Raw genomic sequence first — 20669 nt, 5'->3', positions numbered from 1 at the left:
ATCAACGACATGACATTTGACGAACTGAACCTGGCTCCTGCCATCCTGAAGGCCGTGCACGAAACGGGCTATGAAACCCCCACGCCCATCCAGGCCCAGGCCATCCCCGCCGTTCTGGAAGGCCACGATCTTCTGGCCGGCGCGCAGACTGGCACCGGCAAGACCGCCGCGTTCACCCTGCCCATGCTGCACCGCCTCTCGCAAAGCGCCGCACCCAAGAACAAGTTCGGCGGCAAGGGCATCCGCGCCCTGGTGCTGACCCCCACCCGCGAACTCGCCGCCCAGGTGGAAGAGTCCGTGCGCGAATACGGCAAGTACCTCGACATCAACTCCACCGTGGTCTTCGGCGGCGTGGGCATGAACCCGCAGATCGACCGCATCAAGCGCGGCGTGGACATCCTGGTGGCCACCCCGGGCCGCCTGCTGGACCTGCAGCAGCAGGGTTTCCTGGACCTGTCGACCGTGCAGGTCCTGGTGCTTGATGAAGCCGACCGCATGCTGGACATGGGTTTCATCCACGACGTGAAGAAGGTGCTGGCCCTGGTGCCCAAGGACAAGCAGAGCCTGCTGTTCTCCGCCACGTTCAGCGACGAGATCCGCGAGCTGGCGGGCACGCTGCTCAAGAACCCGCAGAGCATCCAGGTCACGCCGCGCAACACGACCGTGCAGCGCATCTCGCAGGTGATCCACCCCGTGGGCCGCGGCAAGAAGAAGCAGGTGCTGCTGCACATCATCCAGCAGCACAACTGGAGCCAGGTGCTGGTGTTCACGCGCACCAAGTTCGGCGCCAACAACGTGGCCGAGTTCCTGACCAAGAACGGCGTGCAGGCCATGGCCCTGCACGGCAACAAGAGCCAGAGCGCCCGCACGCAGGCCCTGGCTGGCTTCAAGAGCGGCGACATCCGCGCGCTGGTGGCCACCGACATTGCCGCGCGCGGCATCGACATCGACGACCTGCCCCACGTCGTCAACTATGAAATCCCCAACGTCTCGGAAGACTACGTGCACCGCATCGGCCGCACGGGCCGAGCTGGCGCCACCGGCGAAGCCGTGAGCCTGGTCTGCATGGACGAAGAGGGCTTCATGATGGACATCGAGCGCTTCACCAAGCAGCAGATCCCGGTGCAGATCATCGAAGGCTTTGGGCCCGAGCCAGGCGAGAAGGCCGAGCCCATCGCCATGGGCCGCCAGACCATCTGGGGTGGCGCCGGCAAGCCCCCGAGCCGCGAAGTGATGCAGGCCGCCGCCAAGGCGGCGCGCAGCGAAATGATGGAACGCATCCGCACCAACAAGGCAGGCCAGGGTGCTGGCGGCGGTGGCGGCGGCGGTGACCGTGGCCCCCGCCCAGCCGGCGGTGGCAATGGCGGCGGCCGTGGCGGCCGCGCCGGTGGTGGCGCAGCAGCAGGCGGCGGCGGTGGCAGCAACAGCCCGCGCGGCGCCCGTGCCGGCGGTGGTGGCGGCCAGGGCGGCGGCGCACGCGCTGGTGGCCAGGCCCCTGCACGCGGCCGCTCCGGCGGCGGTGGTGGTGGCGGCGGCTACGAAGGCAGCAACCGCTATGACGACTCGCAACCTCCACGCGCCAATGCCCACCTGGGCACGCACATGGGCCACGCCAACCCGGGCCACCGCAGTTCCGGCCATGCCGGCGGCGGCGCGGGCGGCCAGCCTGATCCGATGCGCACCAGCGTGGACAGCATGGGCGGCGGCGGTCGCCGTGGTGGTGGCGGTTATCGTGGCGGCAACGGTGGAGGTGGCGGCTATGGCGGAGGCACGGGTGGTTCTGGTGGCCGGGGCAACGGGTCTCGTGGGCCAGGCGGTTCTCGCGGATCTTTTAACCGCTGAGACGGATGAGGCAGGGGGCGCTCCAGGCGCCCCCCGCGTGGCAGCCGTGCATGTGCTGCACGCCAAGGGACGGCGCGCGCCAGCCACGAGCCACCCCCGCCTGCACTTGCACGCGGTGGACTTTGCCGCCCTGCCCGCCCTGCCGCCCATTGACGAGGTCTACATCACGCTGGGCACGACAATGGCTGCCGCGGGCAGCCAGAGCGCTTTTCGCGCCGTGGACCATGACGCCGTGCTGGCCACCGCCCGCGCAGCGCGTGCCGCCGGGGCCACCCGCTGCGGCGTGGTCACCGCCATGGGCGCCAACGCGGAGTCGGGCATCTTCTACAACCGCGTCAAGGGCGAGGTCGAGCGCGACCTTCAGAGCCTGGGCTTTGCCACGCTGGTGATCGCGCGCCCTTCCCTGCTCATCGGGGAACGCCAGGCCCTGCAACAGGCAGCGCGCCCCGCCGAATCCATCTCCATCAAGTTGTTCAGGTGGCTGGATCCGGTCATTCCCGCCAAGTACCGCGCCCGTCCGGGCACCGATGTGGCGCGGGCGCTCGTGCGGGCCGTGCGGTCAGGCCCTGCCGGACTGCATGTGCTGGCGGGCGACGCGCTGCGGGCCTTCTGACCCTGCCAGCCGGTGCGGACCGCAGCCGTGGCATCCTTGTGCGATGCTCTGCCCATGCGCCCCAACGACCCACCCCAGCCCCTGGCCACCCTGATGGTGGCCACCTGCAACGTGCTCAACCTGGCCAACCCGGGCCGCCTGTTCTATGAGAACCAGGATCCGTACACCCAGGCCGAGTTTGATCGCAAGCTCACCTGGCTGGGCGACCGCTTCCGCATGCTCAATGCCGATGTGCTGGCGGTGCAGGAGGTATGGGACGACGCGGCCTTCAAGGGGGCCATCGGCCGCAGCGGCCTGCGCTACGACTTCGTGGCCGTGCCCGGGGCGGAGAACGACGCCACGCATGGCGGTGCACAGGGCACGCCACGCGTGGGCATCGCCACGAGGCTCAAGGTGGAAGCCTTGCAGTCGTTCCCGGAATTCCCGCCGGGCTTTCACGTGGATGTACCAGGGCTGGCGGTGCATGCGCGCTTTGAGCGGCCGCCACTGGTCCTGACGCTGCGCATGAAGCATGGTCAGCGCCTGAATGTGCTGACCGCGCACCTCAAGTCCAAGCGCCCCAAATTCCTGCAGGATGCGCAGGGCAACCCGACGGAAGACCGGGACGACCGCAAGGTGATGGCATTGGCCTCCCTGCGTTCCTTGATCATGCGGGGCGCGGAGGCCATGGCGCTGCGCTGCCTGGTGATCGATCTGCTGCACCGCACCAGCGTGCCGCTGGTGGTGATGGGGGATTTCAACGACACGCCCGACAGCGTGACAACGCAGCTCATCTGCGCCACGAACGAGATCGCCTACGACCGCTCCGCCCGCGATGTGGCCCTGTTCAATGCCTACGACCTGCAGGGCGACGCGGCGCTGAAGAAGGATGTGGCGTACTCGCACATCCACCAGGGCTCGCCCAGCGTGCTCGACCAGATCCTGGTGAGCGAGGAGTTCGTGCACAACGGTCGAAACAGCATCGGCGACGTGCGGCGGGTGGACTATTTCAATGACCACCTGCATGAAGGGCGCGACCGCACCCGTTCGGACCACGGGTTCGTGCGCGCGCTGCTGCGGCTGAAAATGATGCCGGCGACCACGGCTGCACCCGGGGCGCCAGCGGCCGCGCATGCGGCGGCGGAGTCTCCATCCAGCCCGCTCGCTTCCGGCCCGGGCATGTAAGCGCGGGCACGGCACGCCGCGGCCCGGCGCGCATTCGGCGGTTGCGGGATGGCACGTGCCCGCTCGCAGGGGGTGGCGCTGAGCCCCCAGGGGCCGCGATCACCCAAGCTTGCGGCAAGGCGCCTTCGAGAGTCGCCGGTGAAACTGCGTGGAAAAGCGGCAATCCGGGTGTCAACCCTGTGTTTGCAACGGGATGTACGCTGACACGGTACTGCGGGGGCGGGCAGGTAACATCACCGTAACAAGCCGCCCGCGAGGCTCCCAATGGCAGAAACCACCATGACCATGCATTCCCCTTTTCTCCGCCACCCAACGGACGCCCCTGCCGCCCTGGTTGCGCCCGCCTTTTCGACAAGGCGGATGCCCTTGCGCGCGTCGGCGCTGCTGGTCGCCGTGCTGCTGACGGCCTGCTCCAGCACGCCCCTGCCCCCCTGGCCGTCCACCCCTGCCGCCAGGACCACCGCACCGGCCCCGCTGCCGCGTGTGCAGCAGGGCACCGTGGTGCCCACGCCGCTGGGCCAGGCATCGCAGGCGCAACGTCAGGGGGCCATCGCCAGCCCCCTGCCACCACCCGCCGCGCTGGTGGTCCAAAACGAAGGCCCCATGGCACCGCCCTATGGCGCAGCCGTGGCAGCCCGCTTCCCCGACCCCGCCGTGGCCTACAGCACGCCTGGCCTGGGCCCGGACCGCCGGGCTTTCACCACCAATGCCGAACTCGGCCAATGGCTGCTCTCGCTGGCTGAACCGGCCCCCCGCGGCCCCACGCGCACCAGGTTGCTCCATCTGGGCACGTCCCAACGCGGGGAGCCCATCCAGGGGCTGCTGGTCACCCGTGCCGCTGGCACCGAGCCCGCCAACCTGGACACGAGTGGCCGGCCGACGGTCGTTCTGGTCGGGCAACAGCATGGCGACGAACCTGCGGGCAGCGAGGCCCTGCTGGTGATCAGCCGCGAACTGGTGCAGGGGCTGCTCGAGCCCCTGCTCGACCGCATCAATGTGGTGGTGGTGCCCCGGGCCAATCCCGACGGCGCGGCCGTGGGTACGCGTGTCACGGCCAATGGCGTGGACATGAACCGCGACCACCTGCTGCTCAACACCCCGGAGGCCCGCGCGCTGGCCAAGGTGGTCAATGACTACCGCCCCATCCTCGTCGTGGACGCCCACGAATACACCGTGGTGGGCCGCTACCTGCAAAAATTCAATGCCATCCAGCGCTACGACGCACTGCTGCAATACACCACCACCGCCAACTACCCCGAGTTCCTGACCAAAGCCTCCCAGGAGTGGTACCACCAGCCGATGGTGGCAGCGCTCAAGGCGCAGGGCCTCACGAGCGACTGGTACTACACCACCTCGACCAATCCGGAGGACAAGCGCATCTCCATGGGCGGCACACAGCCCGACACGGGCCGCAACGTGAACGGCCTGAAGAACACGGTGAGCCTGCTGATCGAAACACGGGGCGTGGGCATCGGGCGCATGCACATCCAGCGCCGCGTGCATTCGCAGGTCACGGCCATCGCCAGCGCGCTGCGCAGCACGGCCGAGCGCGCCGGCAACCTGGAGCAGGTCCGCTCCTTTGTCGCGCGGGATGTGAGTGCCCTCGCCTGCCGCGACCAGGCCGTGATCGAGGCCGCCGCCACGCCCACCCAGCGGGAGCTGGACTTCCTCGACCCGGAGACAGGGGCAGACCGCCCCATCCGCGTGGACTGGAACTCCTCCCTCACCTTGCGCCCGACCAAGACCCGGGCCCGGCCCTGCGGCTACTGGCTTTCGGCCAGCTCCACCGCCGCCGTCGAGCGCCTGAGGCTGCTGGGCCTGCAGGTCATGCGCGTGGCCGAGCCGGGCTCCGCGCTGGCCGACATCTACCGTGAAACCGCCCGCGAGGCAGGCGACCGCCAGGATGTGATCGGCACCATCGCGGGTGGCACAGGAATCGTGCGTGTACAGGTGTCGCCCGTGCGCAGCGCCATCGACGTGCCCGCAGGCAGCTTCTACGTGCCGCTGAACCAGCCCCGCGCCAACCTGGCCCTTGCCGCGCTGGAGCCGGACACGCAAAACAGCTATTTCGCCAACCACCTGATCGAAGAGCTGGGGAACACGGCGCGCATCATGGCGCCTCCAGCACTGGTATTTGAAGAAACCGACTGATTTGCTATTCAATTCATAGCATTCAGCGCTTTCCACCAAAGCGCTACAGGCCTCAAAGACCAAGCTAGACCCGGCTGTGCAGCGATGCCGGGCTGGTGTGGCGTGCGAGGCGGGCCTCCGTGCGTTCCAGCACATGGCGGGCCATGGCCTGCGCCAGTGCCTCGTCGGCCAGGAACACCGTGCTGTCGCATTCCTGCGCCAGCCTGCGGGCCTCGTCCCCGCTATGGCTGCGCACCACGGTTTCGATGTGGGGATTGAGAGTGCGCGCGGTAGTGATGATCTGGCGCACATTGAGCGTGTCCGGTGTTGCGATCACCAGCATCGCGGCCCGTGCGATGTGGGCCTGGATCAGCACCGCGGGGTCCACGGCGTCGCCAAAGACCGCCGCAATGCCCGCTTCCCGCAATGACTCCACCAGTTCACGGTTCTGCTCCGCCACGACGAATGGAATGTCATTGGCAACCAGCACCTGTGCCACGCGGCGCCCCACCCTGCCATAGCCCACCAGCACCACCTGCCGAGCGAGATACCGGGCGTCGGTGCTCATGGGGAGCTCCGCGAGCGGATCGTCCCGCTGCTCCAGCCGCCGCGCCAGCTCCGAGCGAGCGCGCAGCCAGGTCTGCAAGGGAGCAATGGCGTGGAACAGCATGGGGTTGAGCGCCATCGAAATCAGTGCCCCCGCCAGCACGAGGCTGGCCCCTTCAGGTGGCAGCAGCCCCAGCGAAGAACCCAGCGCCACCAGGATGAAGGAGAACTCCCCGATCTGGGCCAGGCTCGCGGACACCGTGAGGGCGGTATTGAGCGGATAGCGAAATGCCAGGACCAGCGCGGCAGCGGCCAGCGTCTTGCCCAGCATGATGATCGCCACCACCGCCAGCACCTGCACCGGGCGGTCCCACAGCACGGCCGGGTTGAAGAGCATGCCGACGGAGACAAAGAACAGCACGGCAAAAGCGTCGCGCAACGGCAGGGATTCTTGCGCGGCCCGGTGGCTGAACTCTGATTCACGCATCACCATGCCGGCAAAAAAGGCCCCCAGCGCAAACGAAACCCCAAACAGGGCCGCTGAGCCAAAGGCAATGCCCACGGCGGCCGCCACCACGCACAGCGTGAACAACTCCCGCGAGCCCGTGCGTGCCACCTGCCAGAGCACCCACGGAAACAGGCGGCGCCCCACCAGCAGCATCAACGCGACAAAGCCGCCCACCTGCAGCAGCGTCCATCCCAGGGCCTGCCACAGTGCCGCGCCATCCACATCCTTCGCCGCGGCGCCATCGGGTCCGCTGCCGCCCAGCCAGCCGGCAAGCGGCGGCAGCAAGACCAGCACCAGCACCATGGCCAGGTCTTCCACCACGAGCCAGCCCACGGCAATGCGGCCTGTGTGGCTGTCCAGAATACCCAGGCTTTCAAGGGCACGCAAAAGCACCACCGTGCTGGCCACCGACAGCGCGAGGCCAAACACCAGGGCACCGCCCAGCCCCCATCCCCACCAGGTGGCCAGCGCCATGCCGAGCGCGGTGGCCACCATCATCTGCACCACAGCCCCGGGCACGGCGATTTTTCGCACGGCCAGCAGATCCCCCAGGGAGAAATGCAGGCCGACGCCAAACATCAGCAGCATCACACCAATTTCTGCCAGCTGGCTGGCCATCGCTGCATCCGCCACAAAACCGGGTGTAAAAGGTCCGATCACCACCCCCGCCAGCAGATACCCGACCAGTGCGGGCAGCCGCAACCGCGCGGCCACGAAACCCAGCGCCAAAGCAAGCCCCAGCGCAGCAGCAATGGTGTGTATGAGCGTGACGCTGTGGGGCATGGTGTGGCCAGATCGAGGAAATGGATGGCGAGCGCGTGTGGCCTCGTTATAACCGCATCCGCCTTGCCCCTGCTACCACCGCATCAGCGCGGGCGGGTCTGTCCAGGGCAGCACTGGCCACGGGTTATGATCCACGCTCTGCGCAATCGCGCGGTTGCGGAAGATTTCCGCAAGGCAAGTAGGCCCCCGTGCGCCAAAAGCCCATCTCCATCTATCTGCCCGTAGCTCAACTGGATAGAGCAATAGCCTTCTAAGCTATAGGTCGGGGGTTCGAGTCCCTCCGGGCAGGCCAGCTTCCTTTACAGGCCAGGTGCTGTACCAAGCCCCTCTACAAAAAGCAAGGCACAGGCCACAAAGGCATCCATGCGGTTTCGCACCCACCTGCCCGGGCAGCCCCATGCCCCGGACAGCGTGAACCACTATCGGTTGGGCTGAGGAACTGCCGCGTAGTTCATGGCAATGGCCTGCACCACCGCTCCGATCAAGGCGCCATCTCCCGCGCTCTGGGGTAGAACCTCGCGCACGATCTGGACCGCGTACTCCAGTTGCTCCTTGGCAAGGGCTGCGGACATGGCGTTGCCACGCTTTTCACTGGGCGACGCATCGCGGATCACAAGGCTCATGGAAGGCTCCGAAAAGGAATAGAAGGCACAGTATGCGCTGTGCCACAAGATCTGCGGCAACCACTGAGGCCTTCAGCCACCAAGATGCCCCCGCCTGGGGCGAGCTGGTGACCGAGAACTCCGTTGCGGGCCTCAAAAGCAAAAAAAGCGCTGCAACTATCGTTGCAGCGCTTTTGCATGTTTGGGGTGGCTGATGGGGCTCGAACCCACGACAACAGGAATCACAATCCTGGACTCTACCAACTGAGCTACAGCCACCGTAGCTTTGTATTATAGCCTGGGATTTTCATCCCACGGCCAATTTGATCAATTTTCTGCGGTAGCTTGTGCCAGGGCGGACGGACGAGGCGCCTTGATCTCTGCCTTGAAGCGCTTCTTCAGCATCTCGTAGTACGCCTGGCCCTCGGCCGATGCCCACCATTGCAGGTATTGCTGACGTTCTTGCTGGGCACGCTGCGCATCGGGGGCCTGGCGTGGCACCACACGGTTGACCTTCACCACCGCGTAGCCTTCAGCTCCCAGGTCCACGCCAGTCCAGGCCGGCAGGGGTTCCGTGGGTGTGTGCAGCGCTGCATCAATCACCGGCCGGGGCAGGCTCTGCACCTGCTCGCGTGAAATCTGGACAGGGGCGCTCAAGCCACTGGCGCTGGACGGAGTCGCCTTCCACGCTGCCAGCTTGGCTTCGCCTTCCTTGCGCGCCAGCTCCGACGCCTTCTGCCCAATGTAAAGCTCCCGCACGCGGGCGCGAACTTCTTCCAGCGGCAGTGTCCTGGCGGGGGTGTACTGCACCACGCGGCCGGCTGCCATCTGGCTGGGCCCGACTTCCACGGCTTCGGTATTGCGCTTGTTCTGCAGCGAGTCCGAAGAAAACAGGGCTTCGAGGAATTTGGCATTGGCCAGCGGGCCAGCCGCACCGGGCGCGGGCGTGCGGGTGATGCCGGATGCCGTCTGCACCTTCAGCTTGAGCTTGTCGGCCACCGGCTTGAGGCTGTCAGCCTGCTCGTACACACCATTGGTGAACGCTTCGGCCACTTCCGCGAACTTGCGCTGGGCTTGCTGCTGCTTGAGCTCCGCCTCCATGGCGGGGCGCAGCTCTTCGAAGGAAGGCTGGCGGGGCGCCTTGATGTCGGTCAACTGAATGATGTGGTAGCCGAAGTCTGTTTCCACCACATCGCTGATGTCGCCCTTCTTGAGCGCAAAGGCCGCGTCTTCAAACGGCTTGACCATGGCGCCACGCCCAAAGAAATTCAGGTCGCCGCCGCCCGTGGCCGAACCCTTGTCGTCCGAAGCTTTCTTGGCAACCTCCGCGAACGTGGCGGGCGCCTTGCGCACTTGTGCCAGCAGTTCGGTGGCGCGGGCCTTGGCCTTCTCGCGGTCGGTCGAAGAGGCCTCCTTGGGGGCATTGATCAGGATGTGGCTGGCACGGCGCTCTTCCTTGCCTGCCATGCGCGCCACGTTTTCCTTGTAGTAGGTGCGCAGATCATCCTCATTGAGCGTGATGCCGGAACGCACGCTGTCGAGGTCCAGCACCACGTACTCCACCGCGGCCTGCTCCAGTTGCTGGAACTGGGCAGAGTGGGTCTTGTAGTACGCCTCCAGGTCCGCATCCGCGGGCACCACCTTGCCGGCGAAGTCCGTGGACTTGAAACGGGCCACCTGGACTTCGCGCTGCTCGTACAGCGAATCCAGCGCGACCTTGACCTGGGCATTGGTGCCGAACACCGAACCCATCACGCCGCCAAGGACCTGGCTGGTGGAAAGATCACGCCGTACGTTCGCCTCGAAGCCTTCGGGTGTCAGGCCTTGCGTACCCACCAGGGCCCGGTAAGCCTCCGCATCGAGCGTGCCGTCCGCGCGCTTGAGCCCGGCGATCGCGGGGATCTCCTGCAGGCTGCGAGCCAGGCGCGAGTCGCTCGTCACCAGGTGCATGTCCTTCGCGGCGGCGGCCAGTACCCGGTCGCGCACCAGCCGCTCCAGCGTGGCATAGCGGGCCTGCGGCGAGTCCAGGAGCTTGGGATCGACCGAGGGAGACTGCGCGCGCATGCGGTCAGTCTCCATGCGATGTGCGTTGTCCCAGTCGGTCTGGTTGATCTTGTTGCCATCGACGCGCGCGACCACAGGGCTCTTTTCAGAGAAGTAGTTGCTGTCAATGCCCACCAGCACAAACGATGGAATGATCAGCAAGAACAATAAGACCATGACGATCTTGGAGTGCTTGCGGATGGATTCAAACATGGTCGATCTTTCAGAAGGCAAAAAACAAAAGGCGAACTTGCGTTCGCCTTTGTTCGGTGATGGTGGGTCCTGACGGTCTCGAACCGCCGACCTACTCCGTGTAAAGGAGCCGCTCTACCAACTGAGCTAAGGACCCCACCTAAACTGATCCTCAGTTCAAGGCATCTTTCAATGCCTTGCCAGGACGAAACTTCGGAACTTTAGCAGCTTTGATTTTAATCGTTGCGCCCGTGCGGGGATTGCGGCCCGTGCGGGCAGCGCGCTTGCCGACCGCAAAAGTGCCGAAACCGACGAGCGAAACGGTGCCGCCCTTCTTCAGGGTCTTCTTGACGGCCTCGATCGTGGATTCCAGGGCACGAGCAGCAGCGGCCTTGGAGATGTCGGCGTTGGTAGCGATGTGCTCAATCAGTTCGGTTTTGTTCACAAGAAGCCTCTCGGAAAAGAGTTGATGGAATGTCTCGCGGATATCTGGTCTTCACACGTCCGAAAGCACAGCCAAGGGCTGGTTGAAAACAGACGGGGGAATGACTGGCATACACAGCAGTGGCTGCTGCATCAGATTAAAGCCATCGAGTTTCCGGGTGTCAATACAACACGCTGCTTTGGAGCAGCGTTGCGTCGAATTCTAGTCGTATTTCACGCTGCGACAGGGCTTGTGGGGCGTTTTTGTCTCAAACATGCCGTATGGGCAGCATTCCGTATTGACACCCCAGTTCCAGCACTGCACTGCGGGCTGAAACACGTTGCCGCGCACCGGAATGCAGGGCGTCGGCGGGGTGACAAGAAGTACGCGGCCCCCGCCCCCCAGGGAGCCGGCGCCCCGGCCAGGGCGCGCGCCGAAAGGGGGCGAAAAGTCGGGCCTGGCCCAGGCCATGGCGCCTGCGGCCCACGGTTCCATGTCACTTCACGCGCGCGCGGATCTCGGGCAATGCCTTTTGCAGGTAGTAGACCATGGACCAGACCGTGAGCACGGCGGATGCCCAGATCAGCCAGGTGCCCCACACCCCGGTGTCGATCATTCCGAACAGACGCCCGTCGTACAGCAGGAACGGGATGGCGATCATCTGCACCGTCGTCTTGACCTTGCCGATCATGTGCACGGCCACGCTCTTGCTCGCGCCGATCTGCGCCATCCACTCGCGCAGGGCCGAGATGGCGATCTCGCGCCCGATGATGATGAGCGCCACGAACACATCGGCGCGCTGCAGATGGACCAGCACCAGGAGCGACGCGCAGACCAGGAACTTGTCGGCCACCGGATCCAGGAAGGCGCCAAAGGACGAGGTCTGGTTCAGCTTGCGGGCCAGATAGCCGTCCAGCCAGTCGGTGGCGGCAAACACCACGAACATCACGGTGGCGATCAGGTTGCGCGTGGCGGGGTCCAGCGGCGCATAGAACACCCCCACGATCAAAGGTATCGCGACGATGCGCGTCCAGGTCATCAAGGTGGGGATAGTCCAGAACATGGCGGCGATTGTGTCACGGCGGCACGGGGAACTCCGGGTGCGCCGCGATCGGCACGGCGTCTAGCGCAATGCGCGGTAGATTTCCTCGGCAAGCTCGCGCGAAATGCCGTCCACCGTGGCCAGGTCTTCCACGCTGGCCGATGCCACGCCCCGCACACCGCCAAAGCGCTGCAGCAGCCGGGCGCGCTTCTTGGGGCCCACTCCGGCGATCTCCTCCAGTTGGCCCCCGCCCACGCGCACCTTGGCACGCGCCGCGCGCATGCCGGTGATCGCGAAGCGGTGGGCCTCGTCGCGGATCTGGGCCACCAGCATCAGCGCGGCCGAGTCCTTGCCCAGGTAGACCTTCTCGCGCCCGTCGGCGAACACCAGCTCCTCCAGGCCCACCTTGCGGCCTTCGCCCTTTTCCACGCCCACGATGCGGGTGAGGTCCAGCCCCAGCGCGGTGAACACCTCGCGTGCCACGCCCACCTGGCCCTTGCCGCCGTCGATCAGCACCAGGTCGGGCAGGCGGGCCACGCCGCGGGGCTGAACGGGCTCGCCGGCCCCTGGCGCCGGGTTGGCCGCAAAGTCGATGCCCCCCGCCTCGCGCGCGGCTTCGGCCACCTTGCTGTAGCGGCGCGTGAGCACCTGCCGCATGGCGGCGTAGTCGTCGCCCCCGGTGATGCCTTCGATCTTGTAGCGGCGGTATTCGCTGCTCTGCATCTTGTGGTGGTGGAACACCACGCACGAGGCCTGGGTGGACTCGCCGGCCGTGTGCGAGATGTCGAAGCACTCGATGGTGAGCTGGTCCAGGTCCTCGGGCGGCAGGTCCAGCGCTTCGGCCAGGGCGCGCGTGCGCGCCTGCTGCGAGCCCTCTTCCGCCAGCAGGCGCGCCAGCTGCAGGTCGGCGTTCTTTTGCGCCATGTCCAGCCAGGCGCGCCGCTGCTCGCGGGGCTGGTGCACGGCGGTCACGCGCAGGCCGCACTGGTCCCCCAGGGCTTCCAGCAGCGCCTTGTCCACCGGCTCGCTGGTGACGAGTACCGGGGGCACGGGCACGCCGATGTAGTGCTGTGCAATGAAGGCCTCGAGCACCAGCACCTCCACGCGGCGGGCGACGCGGTTGGGGGTGGCGTCGTCGGCGCCTTCGCCCCCCTCTTCCTCGAACACGGCCGCGGCGTCCTCCACATGCACGGGGAAGTACGGGCGGTCGCCCAGATGCCGCCCGCCACGCACCATGGCCAGGTTCACGCAGGCACGGCCGCCCAACACCCGCACGGCCAGGATGTCCACGTCCTTGTCATGAGCGGTCTCGATGGACTGCTGGTGCAGCACGCGCGACAGCGCCTGGATCTGGTTGCGCACCTCTGCGGCCTGCTCGAACTCAAGCTGGCCGGAGTGCGCCATCATGCGCGCCTCCATGGCCTGCAGCACCTCCTGCGTCTCGCCGCGCAGCAGGGCCTCGGCATGCGCAACGTCGGCGGCATAGGCTTCGGGCGATATCAGGTTGACACACGGCCCCGTGCAGCGCTTGATCTGGTACAGCAGGCAGGGCCGCGTGCGGTTGGCGAACACCGTGTCCTCGCAGGTGCGCAGGCGGAACACCTTCTGCAGCAGCTGGATGGACTCCTTCACCGCCCAGGCGCTGGGGTACGGGCCGAAGTAGCGGTGCTTCTTGTCCACGGCGCCCCGGTAGTACGCCATGCGCGGAAAAACCTGCGAGGGCGAATCCCCGCGGCCCGCCCCGGCAGCCCCCGGCGTGCCGGTGATCTTGAGATAGGGGTAGCTCTTGTCGTCGCGGAACAGGATGTTGAACTTGGGGTTCAGCGTCTTGATCAGGTTGTTTTCGAGCAGCAGCGCCTCGGCCTCGGAGCGCACCACCGTGGTCTCCATGCGCACGATCTTGCCGACCATGTGGCCGATGCGCGTGCCGCCATGGTTCTTGGTGAAGTAGCTCGAGACGCGGCGCTTGAGGTGGCGCGCCTTGCCAACATACAGCAGCGCGCCCTGGGCGTCGAAATAGCGGTAGACACCGGGCAGCGCGGGCAGCGCAGCCACCTGCGCCAGCAGTTCTTCGGAATGCACATCAGACATGCCGCATATTGTGGCTGCGCGCAGGACAGCGCACAGCCACCTCCACCCGGCATGCTACAGAAATAATAGCTACTAGCGCTTTTCAATCAAGCGCCGAAGGCCAATTTGATCCTTATTCCGCTTCGATCTTCGAGGTCTTCACCACCGAGGCCCAGTTGGCCAGGTCGGCCTTGACCTTCTCGCCCAGCTGCGGGGGCGACTGGTAGTCGGCCGTGGCGCCCTGCTCCTGGGCCTTCTGCTGGAAGGCCGGGTTCTGCACCACGGTGCGGATGTCGGCCGTGAGCTTGTCCACCACGGCCTTGGGCACAGCGGCCGGGGCGAACACCGCGAACCACGAGGTGGCATCGACCTTGGGGTAGCCCGCCTCGGCGGTGGTGGGCACGTCGGGCAGGCTGGGCAGGCGCTGCTTGCCGGTCACGGCCAGCACGCGCAGCTTGCCGCTGGCGATGTGGGGCATGAACGGGGGCGCGGTGCCGAAAGTCAGGTCCACCTGGCCGCCCAGCAGGTCCTGCAGCGCGGGGCCCGTGCCCTTGTAGGGCACGTGCACCATCTTCACGCCGCCCTGCTGCTCCAGCATGGCGCCGGTCACATGCTGCAGCGAGCCATTGCCCGACGAGGCGTAGTTGAGCTTGCCCGGGTTGGCCTTGGCGTAGGCGATGAGCTCGGCCAGCGTCTTCACGGGCAGGTCGTTGCGCACCACGATGATCTGCGGGGCCGAGATGACGTTGGCCACGGGTTGGAAGTCGCCTTGCTCCCACTGCTTTTGCCTGGTGATGTGGGGCGAGATCACGTGGTAGCCGGAGTACTGCATCAGCAGCGTGTAGCCATCGGCCTCGGCGCGCTTCACGGCGGATGCCGCGATGTTGCCGTTGCCGCCGCCCTTGTTGTCCACCACCACCGACTGGCCGAGCACGGGCGCCAGCGCCTGCGCCAGCATGCGGGCCGACAGGTCCGTGGTGCCGCCCGCGGCGGTGGGCACCACCAGGGTCACGTTCCTGGACGGGTAAGCGCCCTGCGCCCCCACGCTGCCGACACAGCAGGTGCCCAGGGCCGCGAGGGCCAGGATGGTGAATTGTTTGCGGGTTGTGTTCATGAACGCGATGTCTCCGTTGTCGTTGTTGCGAAGGGTTTGACCCCCAAAAAAGTGAAAAGCCGAAAGGGGCGGCGGCCGCCCCTCAATCGACCGTCGCCCCCGTGTCCTTGACGACACGGCTCCACTTGGGCAGATCGGATTGCACCAGCGCGGCCAGCTGCGCCGCCGTGCCCTTGAAAGGCTCGCAGCCCACGGTGGCCAGCTTGTCCACCACGTCCTTGTGCTCCAGCGCGCGGGCCACCTCGGCCTGCAGCAGCGCCACGATGGGCGCGGGCGTGCCGGCCGGGGCAAACAGCGCGTACCAGGGCGCCTGGCCAAAGCCCTTGAGGGTTTCGCCAATGGTGGGGGCATCCGGCAAGGCCGCCACGCGTTTTTCATTGACCACGCCCAGCACCTTGAGCTTGCCCGCCTTGATGAACGCAATGGCCGACGGCAGGCTTTGCACCGACAGCGGCACCTGTCCGCCCACCACGTCGGTGGCCGCCGCCGCCGAGCCCTTGTAGGGAATGTGCTGCAGCTGGATGCCGGCGGCCTTTTGCAGCATCTCGCCGATCAGGTGGTTCAGCGTGCCATTGCCGGCCGAGGCGATCGAATACTTGCCGGGGCTGGCCTTGGCCAAGGCCACCATTTCAGCCACCGTGCTGGCGGGGAAGGATGGGTGTGCCACCAACACATAGCCCGCCGTGGCCACGGGCGCCACGGGCGCGAAGTCCTTGACGGGATCGAACCCCGGGTTCTTGTACAGCGCGGGGCCGATCACATGGGCGCTGTCGGCCGTGAGCAGCAAGGTATAGCCATCGTTGCGCGCACGGGCCGTGGCGCCCGTGGCCAGCGTGCCGCCCGCGCCGGGGCGGTTGTCCACGATCACGCTCTGGCCCAGTTGCTCGCCGAGCTTTTGCGCCACCACGCGCGCAATGGCGTCGTTGGCGCCGCCCGCCGCCTGGGGCACCACCACGGTGATGGGCTTGGAGGGGTACTTGTCCTGCGCGCCCGCGGCCAAGGCGGCGGAGCACAGCACGGCGGCGGTAAAGATGCGGCGGGACAGCGGGGTGTGAAATGTCATGGCGTTTGTCTCCTCGTGTTATTGGGGTAATGCGGGCTCGCCCGTGTTCAGCGGGCAAGCGCCCTTTCGCGGATCGCCTCGAAATCGGCAGGCACCGGGTGCAGCGCCAGGCGCGGACCCGCCTTGGCGATCTGGCTGGGAATGTCGTGATCGATGAGCGCAGGCAGTTGCCGCGCCACCGCCACGAGTTGCGCCAGATCCACCCCGGTGTCATAACCCATCAGCGCCAGCGCATGCACGATCTCCTCGCTGCACACATTGCCGCTGGCGCCCGGCGCATAGGGGCAGCCGCCCAGGCCGCCCAGCGAGGCATCGAACCGGTCCGCACCCGCGCCGATGGCCGCCAGCACATTGGCCAAACCCATGCCACGCGTGTTGTGGAAATGCAGGGTGAACTCCACGCCCGGCCAACGCGCGCGGGCGGCCGCCATGAGCTGGTGCACCTGCGTGGGGTAGGCCATGCCCGTGGTGTCGCACAGCGTGATGCCACGCACACCCAAGTCCACAAAGCGCTGCACCCAGCCGAACACGTCGGCCTGGGCCACATCGCCTTCCATGGGGCAGCCGAACACACACGACAGCGACACATTCACCGCCACGTTGGCACCCTGCGCCAGGGCCACCACCTGCGCCAGCGCCGCGAACGACTGTTCCTGCGTCATGCGCAGGTTGGCCAGGTTGTGGGTGGCGCTCACCGACATGACGAGATTCAGCTCGTCCGTGCGCGACTCGATGGCGCGCTCGGCGCCGCGCAGGTTGGGCACCAGCGCGGTGTAGACCGTGCCAGGGCGGCGCGTGATCTCGCGCATCACGATCTCGGCGTCTTTCAGCGCAGGAATCGCGGTGGGCGAGGTGAACGAAGTCACCTCGATCTTGGCCAGACCCGCTGCCGACAACGCATTGCACAGCGCGATCTTGTCGGCCGTGGGCACGAAGGCTTTTTCCATCTGCAAGCCGTCGCGCAGGCCGACCTCCTGCATGTGGATGCGCTGGTTCGCGCCCTGCCACACGGTATCGGATGCACTCATTGAATCACCCCCTTGCTGCGCAGCAGCGTGATCTGCTGCGCCGTCAGCCCCGCCTCGGCCAGCACGGCATCCGTGTCGTCGCCCAGGTGCGGCGCGCTGCTGCGGATGCTGCCCGGCGTGGCCGAGAGCTTGGGCACGATGCCCGGCACTTCCACGGTGTAGCCGTCGCGCGTCTGTTGCGTGAGCAGCATGTCGCGGGCGCGGTAGTGCGGGTCTTGCGCAATGTCCTTGGCGGTGTAGACCTTGCCGGCGGGCACGCGGGCAGCGCCCAGGGCGTCCAGCACCTGCTGCACCGTGCGCTGCGCGCTCCAGGCGCCGATGGCGGCGTCGATTTCTTCCACGCGGGCCACGCGGCCGGTGTTGTTGGCCAGGTCGGGCGCGGCGCCCAGGTCGGGCCGGCCAATCGCGTCCATCAGGCGCTTGAAGATGCTGTCGCCATTGCCCGCCACCAGCACCCAGCCGTCCGTACAGGGGTAGGCATTGGACGGCGCGATGCCCGGCAGCGCACTGCCCGCGGCCTCGCGCACGGCACCGAAGGCGCTGTATTCGGGGATCAGGCTTTCCATCACGTTGAACACCGCCTCGTGCAGCGCCACGTCGATCACCTGGCCTTTGCCGCCGTTGACCTTGCGGTGGTACAGCGCCGTGAGCACGCCGATGGTGCCGTGCAGCGCCGCCAGCGTGTCGCCGATCGACACGCCCACGCGCACCGGCACGCGGCCGGGCTCGCCCGTGAGGTGGCGCAGGCCGCCCATGGCCTCGCCAATGGCGCCAAAACCGGGCAGGTCGCGGTACGGCCCCGTCTGGCCGTAGCCCGAAATGCGTAGCATGACCAGGCCGGGGTTGAGCGCGTGCAGCTCCTGGGGCGACATGCCCCAGCCTTCGAGCGTGCCGGGGCGGAAGTTCTCGACGAGCACGTCCGCCTCGGCGATGAGCTGGCGGGCGATGTCCTGGCCTTCCTTCTGGCGCAGGTCCAGCGCCACCGAGCGCTTGTTGCGCGACTGCACCTGCCACCAGACGGAGGTGCCTTCCTTGATGAGGCGCCAGTTGCGCAGCGGGTCGCCCGTCTCCGGGGCCTCGATCTTGATCACGTCGGCGCCAAACTCGCCCAGCGTCTTGCCGCAGAAGGGCCCGGCGATGAGCTGGCCCATTTCGATGACACGCACGCCTTGCAGTGCGGCGGGGGAAGCAATGGAATCCATGGAAATACAGTCTCCTGCGGCCTCGCTCCGGGCCGGTGTGCGCGAATCATGCGCAGCACGCGCGGCGCCGTAAATCGCTCAAGCACGAAGCTGCCATCGCAAACCGGCATGGCGGGGTACCATCCACGTTCCATGAAACTCGACCCCGTCTCCCTGCGCCTGTTCGTGGCCGTGATGGAAGAAAACACCATCGCCGCCGCCGCCGCGCGCGAGCACCTGGCCGCCTCGGCCGTGAGCCGCCGCCTGGCCGACCTGGAGGCGGCCCTGCGCGTGGAGCTGTTCACCCGCAGCAACAAGGGCACCGAGCCCACCGCCGCCGCGTTCGCGCTGCTGAACATGGCACGGGGCGTGCTCAACGACCTGGACGGCATTGCCACGCAGATGCATGACTACGGCACGGGCGTGCGCGGCCATGTGCGCGTGGTGGCCAACATCTCGGCCATCACGCAGTTCCTGCCGGCCGAGCTGCAGAGCTTCATGGCGCTGCACCCGCAGGTGGATGTGCGCCTGCAGGAGCAGATCAGCAGTGCCATCGCCCATTCCGTGGCCGAGAACGCGGCCGACGTGGGCATCCTCAACGAAGGCCACTACGGCGAGCGCGTGACGCTGCTGCCCTACCGCACCGACGAACTGGTGCTGGTGGTTCCCACCGGCCACGCGCTGGCGCGCCGCAAGGCGGTGCGGCTGGCCGATGCCCTCCCGTTCGACTTCGTGGGTGCCCACCCCAACAGCGCCATCAACAACCAGTTGGCCCGGGCGGCCTCCGCCGCGGGGCTGCCCCTGCGCCTGCGCATCCAGGTGACCAGCTACGACGCGCTGTGCCTCATGGTCAACGCCGGCCTGGGCGTGGGCGTGATGCCGCGCGGCAGCGCCGCGCTGTACCAGGGCAAGCTGGCCGTGCGCACCCTCACGCTGAACGAGCCCTGGGCACACCGGCGGCTGGCGCTGTGCGTGCGCTCGGAAGAGGCGCTCTCCAGCGTCGCCCGGCTGCTGGTCGATCACCTGCGCAGCCCCCCGCCATCCACCCCCGCCCCATGACCCAGTCTTCCGCCCCCCTGCAGTGGGACGTGTTCTGCCGCGTGATCGACAACTTTGGCGACATTGGCGTATGCTGGCGCCTGGTGGCGCAGCTGGCCGGCCTGGGCGACCGCGTTCGGCTGTGGGTGGACGACGCCTCGGCCCTGCAATGGATGGCTCCCACAGGCTGCCCCGGCGTGGAGCTGCGCGCCTGGGGCTCGCCACCGCCCGGCCCCGGCGAGCCGCCGCCCGATGTGATGGTGGAAGCGTTCGGTTGCGATATTGCTCCTGAATTCATAGCTTACAGCGCTTGCCAGGCAAGCGCCATGAGCCTAAAGCACCCAAAACCGGTCTGGATCAATCTGGAATACCTGTCGGCTGAAAGCTATGTGGAGCGCCATCACAGGCTCTCCTCGCTCCTCTCGTCCGGCCCCGCTGCCGGCTGGACACGCTGGTTCTTCTATCCCGGCTTCACCCCCGGCACGGGCGGGCTGCTGCGCGAGCCCGGCCTGATGGCACGGCGCGTGGCGTTTGACCGCAGCGCCTGGCGTGCACGGCACGCGTCGGCGTTCGGCCTGGGCCATGGCGGCCCAGAGCAGCGCTGGGTTTCGCTGTTCTGCTACGAACCCGCCGCCCTGCCTGAGCTGCTGCGCCACAGCCAGGTACAGCCCACGCAGTTGCTCGTCACACCCGGTCGCCCCACCGCCGCCGTGCGGGCAGCGCTGGCGGAAGACAGCGCCAAGACGACGAGCCAAATTGACCGCCAGCCCTTGTCCGACAAGCGCGAGCAGCTCTGCATTTCATACCTGCCCCACCGGCCCCAGCCCGCCTTCGACGAGATGCTGTGGGCCTGCGACTTCAACGCCGTGCGGGGCGAGGACTCGCTGGTGCGCGCACTCTGGGCCGGGCAGGCGCTGGTCTGGCAGATCTATCCCCAGCACGACAACGCGCACCACGACAAGCTGCGGGCGTTCCTGGACTGGCTGCAGGCGCCGCCTTCGCTGCGGCGGTTTCATGCCACCTGGAACGGACTGGACCAGGCTGCGCTGCAGTGGCCCGATGACGCCACCCTGGCGGAATGGACCGCGTGCATCCAGGCGGCCCGTGCACGGCTGCTGACGCAGGACAATCTCGTCGCACAGCTTTTGGGCTTTGTCGCTGAAAAACGGTAAAATCCAGGGCTTTGCGCAAAACAGGGGCGGCACACCGGTGTCCAGCCCTGGCGCATTCCCGCCGCGGAACATGCATCGGCAGGGCAAAACCAGCTGGTCCACCCAGCGAATTTG

General features: G+C 67.1%; 16 protein-coding genes and 3 tRNA genes. 7 read left to right on the top strand and 12 right to left on the bottom strand.

Translation table 11 applies throughout. The features are described from left to right. The first annotated feature begins 9 nt into the window (after positions 1-9). The 4 genes from AC07OC_RS07470 (at position 10) to AC07OC_RS07455 (ending at position 5770) form a co-directional block, all read left to right on the top strand. The gene (locus AC07OC_RS07470) at positions 10-1842 is read left to right on the top strand and encodes a DEAD/DEAH box helicase (RefSeq protein ID WP_218338906.1); all 1833 of its coding nucleotides are present in this window, start codon (positions 10-12) and stop codon (positions 1840-1842) included. Positions 1843-1879: 37 nt separating this feature from the next. Then, entirely contained in the window at positions 1880-2455 is a 576-nt protein-coding gene (locus tag AC07OC_RS07465) for a Rossmann-fold NAD(P)-binding domain-containing protein (protein ID WP_370627724.1), read from the top strand. Between the two features lie 54 nt (positions 2456-2509). Next, a complete protein-coding gene (locus AC07OC_RS07460; protein WP_218338908.1) occupies positions 2510-3619 on the top strand; it encodes an endonuclease/exonuclease/phosphatase family protein in 1110 nt (369 codons plus the stop codon). 279 nt (positions 3620-3898) lie between these two features. Beyond that, complete coding sequence (locus AC07OC_RS07455) at positions 3899-5770, top strand: M14 family zinc carboxypeptidase (protein WP_370627725.1); 1872 nt, start codon at positions 3899-3901, stop codon at positions 5768-5770. A 64-nt stretch (positions 5771-5834) separates the two neighbouring features. Here the strand turns inward: AC07OC_RS07455 and AC07OC_RS07450 are convergent, their stop codons facing one another. Beyond that, on the bottom strand, positions 5835-7586 hold the full coding sequence (locus AC07OC_RS07450; RefSeq protein ID WP_218294245.1) for a cation:proton antiporter domain-containing protein: 1752 nt from the start codon (positions 7584-7586) through the stop codon (positions 5835-5837). Between the two features lie 215 nt (positions 7587-7801). Here AC07OC_RS07450 and AC07OC_RS07445 point away from each other — a divergent pair. Then, positions 7802-7878, top strand: a tRNA-Arg gene (locus AC07OC_RS07445). Positions 7879-8005: 127 nt separating this feature from the next. Here the strand turns inward: AC07OC_RS07445 and AC07OC_RS07440 are convergent. The 11 genes from AC07OC_RS07440 to AC07OC_RS07390 form a co-directional block, all read right to left on the bottom strand. Continuing rightward, positions 8006-8209: a hypothetical protein gene (locus AC07OC_RS07440; protein ID WP_055400780.1), complete on the bottom strand. Its 204-nt coding sequence runs from the start codon at positions 8207-8209 to the stop codon at positions 8006-8008. Between the two features lie 182 nt (positions 8210-8391). Further along, positions 8392-8467: transfer RNA gene (locus tag AC07OC_RS07435), tRNA-His, on the bottom strand. Between the two features lie 48 nt (positions 8468-8515). After that, positions 8516-10444, bottom strand: coding sequence for a SurA N-terminal domain-containing protein (locus AC07OC_RS07430; RefSeq protein ID WP_218338931.1), 1929 nt, complete (start codon positions 10442-10444; stop codon positions 8516-8518). Between the two features lie 60 nt (positions 10445-10504). Next, a tRNA-Val gene (locus AC07OC_RS07425) sits at positions 10505-10580 on the bottom strand. 15 nt (positions 10581-10595) lie between these two features. Beyond that, the gene (locus AC07OC_RS07420; RefSeq protein ID WP_008906675.1) at positions 10596-10868 is read right to left on the bottom strand and encodes an HU family DNA-binding protein; all 273 of its coding nucleotides are present in this window, start codon (positions 10866-10868) and stop codon (positions 10596-10598) included. Positions 10869-11343: 475 nt separating this feature from the next. Further along, on the bottom strand, positions 11344-11910 hold the full coding sequence (gene pgsA, locus AC07OC_RS07415) for a CDP-diacylglycerol--glycerol-3-phosphate 3-phosphatidyltransferase (protein WP_218294243.1): 567 nt from the start codon (positions 11908-11910) through the stop codon (positions 11344-11346). 60 nt (positions 11911-11970) lie between these two features. Continuing rightward, on the bottom strand, positions 11971-13980 hold the full coding sequence (gene uvrC / locus AC07OC_RS07410; RefSeq protein ID WP_218294242.1) for an excinuclease ABC subunit UvrC: 2010 nt from the start codon (positions 13978-13980) through the stop codon (positions 11971-11973). 112 nt (positions 13981-14092) lie between these two features. Further along, positions 14093-15073: a Bug family tripartite tricarboxylate transporter substrate binding protein gene (locus AC07OC_RS07405; RefSeq protein ID WP_218294241.1), complete on the bottom strand. Its 981-nt coding sequence runs from the start codon at positions 15071-15073 to the stop codon at positions 14093-14095. Positions 15074-15155: 82 nt separating this feature from the next. Beyond that, a complete protein-coding gene (locus tag AC07OC_RS07400) occupies positions 15156-16136 on the bottom strand; it encodes a Bug family tripartite tricarboxylate transporter substrate binding protein (RefSeq protein WP_218338933.1) in 981 nt (326 codons plus the stop codon). A gap of 47 nt (positions 16137-16183) precedes the next feature. Next, the gene (locus tag AC07OC_RS07395; protein ID WP_494600692.1) at positions 16184-17164 is read right to left on the bottom strand and encodes a hydroxymethylglutaryl-CoA lyase; all 981 of its coding nucleotides are present in this window, start codon (positions 17162-17164) and stop codon (positions 16184-16186) included. Then, on the bottom strand, positions 17161-18366 hold the full coding sequence (locus tag AC07OC_RS07390; RefSeq protein ID WP_494600690.1) for a CaiB/BaiF CoA transferase family protein: 1206 nt from the start codon (positions 18364-18366) through the stop codon (positions 17161-17163). Before AC07OC_RS07390 ends, AC07OC_RS07395 begins: the two co-directional genes overlap by 4 nt. Positions 18367-18498: 132 nt before the next feature. Between AC07OC_RS07390 and AC07OC_RS07385 the strand changes: the two genes are divergently transcribed. Both AC07OC_RS07385 and earP read left to right on the top strand, forming a co-directional pair. Beyond that, on the top strand, positions 18499-19404 hold the full coding sequence (locus AC07OC_RS07385; protein ID WP_218294237.1) for a LysR family transcriptional regulator: 906 nt from the start codon (positions 18499-18501) through the stop codon (positions 19402-19404). Beyond that, on the top strand, positions 19401-20555 hold the full coding sequence (earP, locus tag AC07OC_RS07380) for an elongation factor P maturation arginine rhamnosyltransferase EarP (protein ID WP_494600688.1): 1155 nt from the start codon (positions 19401-19403) through the stop codon (positions 20553-20555). The genes AC07OC_RS07385 and earP overlap by 4 nt, the downstream gene beginning before the upstream one ends. Positions 20556-20669: the final 114 nt, after the last annotated feature.

The organism is Acidovorax sp. GW821-FHT10E04 (genome assembly GCF_059415185.1).
Note: the sequence above shows the minus strand (reverse complement) of the source record. Positions and strands in the feature narration are given on the sequence as shown.

What these genes read in the sequence shown, in the direction of transcription:
- AC07OC_RS07470 (WP_218338906.1), top strand. Translation starts at nt 10, where the DNA reads ATGACATTTGACGAACTGAACCTGGCTCCTGCCATCCTGAAGGCCGTG.
- AC07OC_RS07460 (WP_218338908.1), top strand. Translation starts at nt 2,510, where the DNA reads ATGCGCCCCAACGACCCACCCCAGCCCCTGGCCACCCTGATGGTGGCC.
- AC07OC_RS07455 (WP_370627725.1), top strand. Translation starts at nt 3,899, where the DNA reads ATGACCATGCATTCCCCTTTTCTCCGCCACCCAACGGACGCCCCTGCC.
- AC07OC_RS07450 (WP_218294245.1), bottom strand. Translation starts at nt 7,586, where the DNA reads ATGCCCCACAGCGTCACGCTCATACACACCATTGCTGCTGCGCTGGGG.
- AC07OC_RS07440 (WP_055400780.1), bottom strand. Translation starts at nt 8,209, where the DNA reads ATGAGCCTTGTGATCCGCGATGCGTCGCCCAGTGAAAAGCGTGGCAAC.
- AC07OC_RS07430 (WP_218338931.1), bottom strand. Translation starts at nt 10,444, where the DNA reads ATGTTTGAATCCATCCGCAAGCACTCCAAGATCGTCATGGTCTTATTG.
- pgsA (WP_218294243.1), bottom strand. Translation starts at nt 11,910, where the DNA reads ATGTTCTGGACTATCCCCACCTTGATGACCTGGACGCGCATCGTCGCG.
- uvrC (WP_218294242.1), bottom strand. Translation starts at nt 13,980, where the DNA reads ATGTCTGATGTGCATTCCGAAGAACTGCTGGCGCAGGTGGCTGCGCTG.
- AC07OC_RS07405 (WP_218294241.1), bottom strand. Translation starts at nt 15,073, where the DNA reads ATGAACACAACCCGCAAACAATTCACCATCCTGGCCCTCGCGGCCCTG.
- AC07OC_RS07400 (WP_218338933.1), bottom strand. Translation starts at nt 16,136, where the DNA reads ATGACATTTCACACCCCGCTGTCCCGCCGCATCTTTACCGCCGCCGTG.
- AC07OC_RS07395 (WP_494600692.1), bottom strand. Translation starts at nt 17,164, where the DNA reads ATGAGTGCATCCGATACCGTGTGGCAGGGCGCGAACCAGCGCATCCAC.
- AC07OC_RS07390 (WP_494600690.1), bottom strand. Translation starts at nt 18,366, where the DNA reads ATGGATTCCATTGCTTCCCCCGCCGCACTGCAAGGCGTGCGTGTCATC.
- AC07OC_RS07385 (WP_218294237.1), top strand. Translation starts at nt 18,499, where the DNA reads ATGAAACTCGACCCCGTCTCCCTGCGCCTGTTCGTGGCCGTGATGGAA.
- earP (WP_494600688.1), top strand. Translation starts at nt 19,401, where the DNA reads ATGACCCAGTCTTCCGCCCCCCTGCAGTGGGACGTGTTCTGCCGCGTG.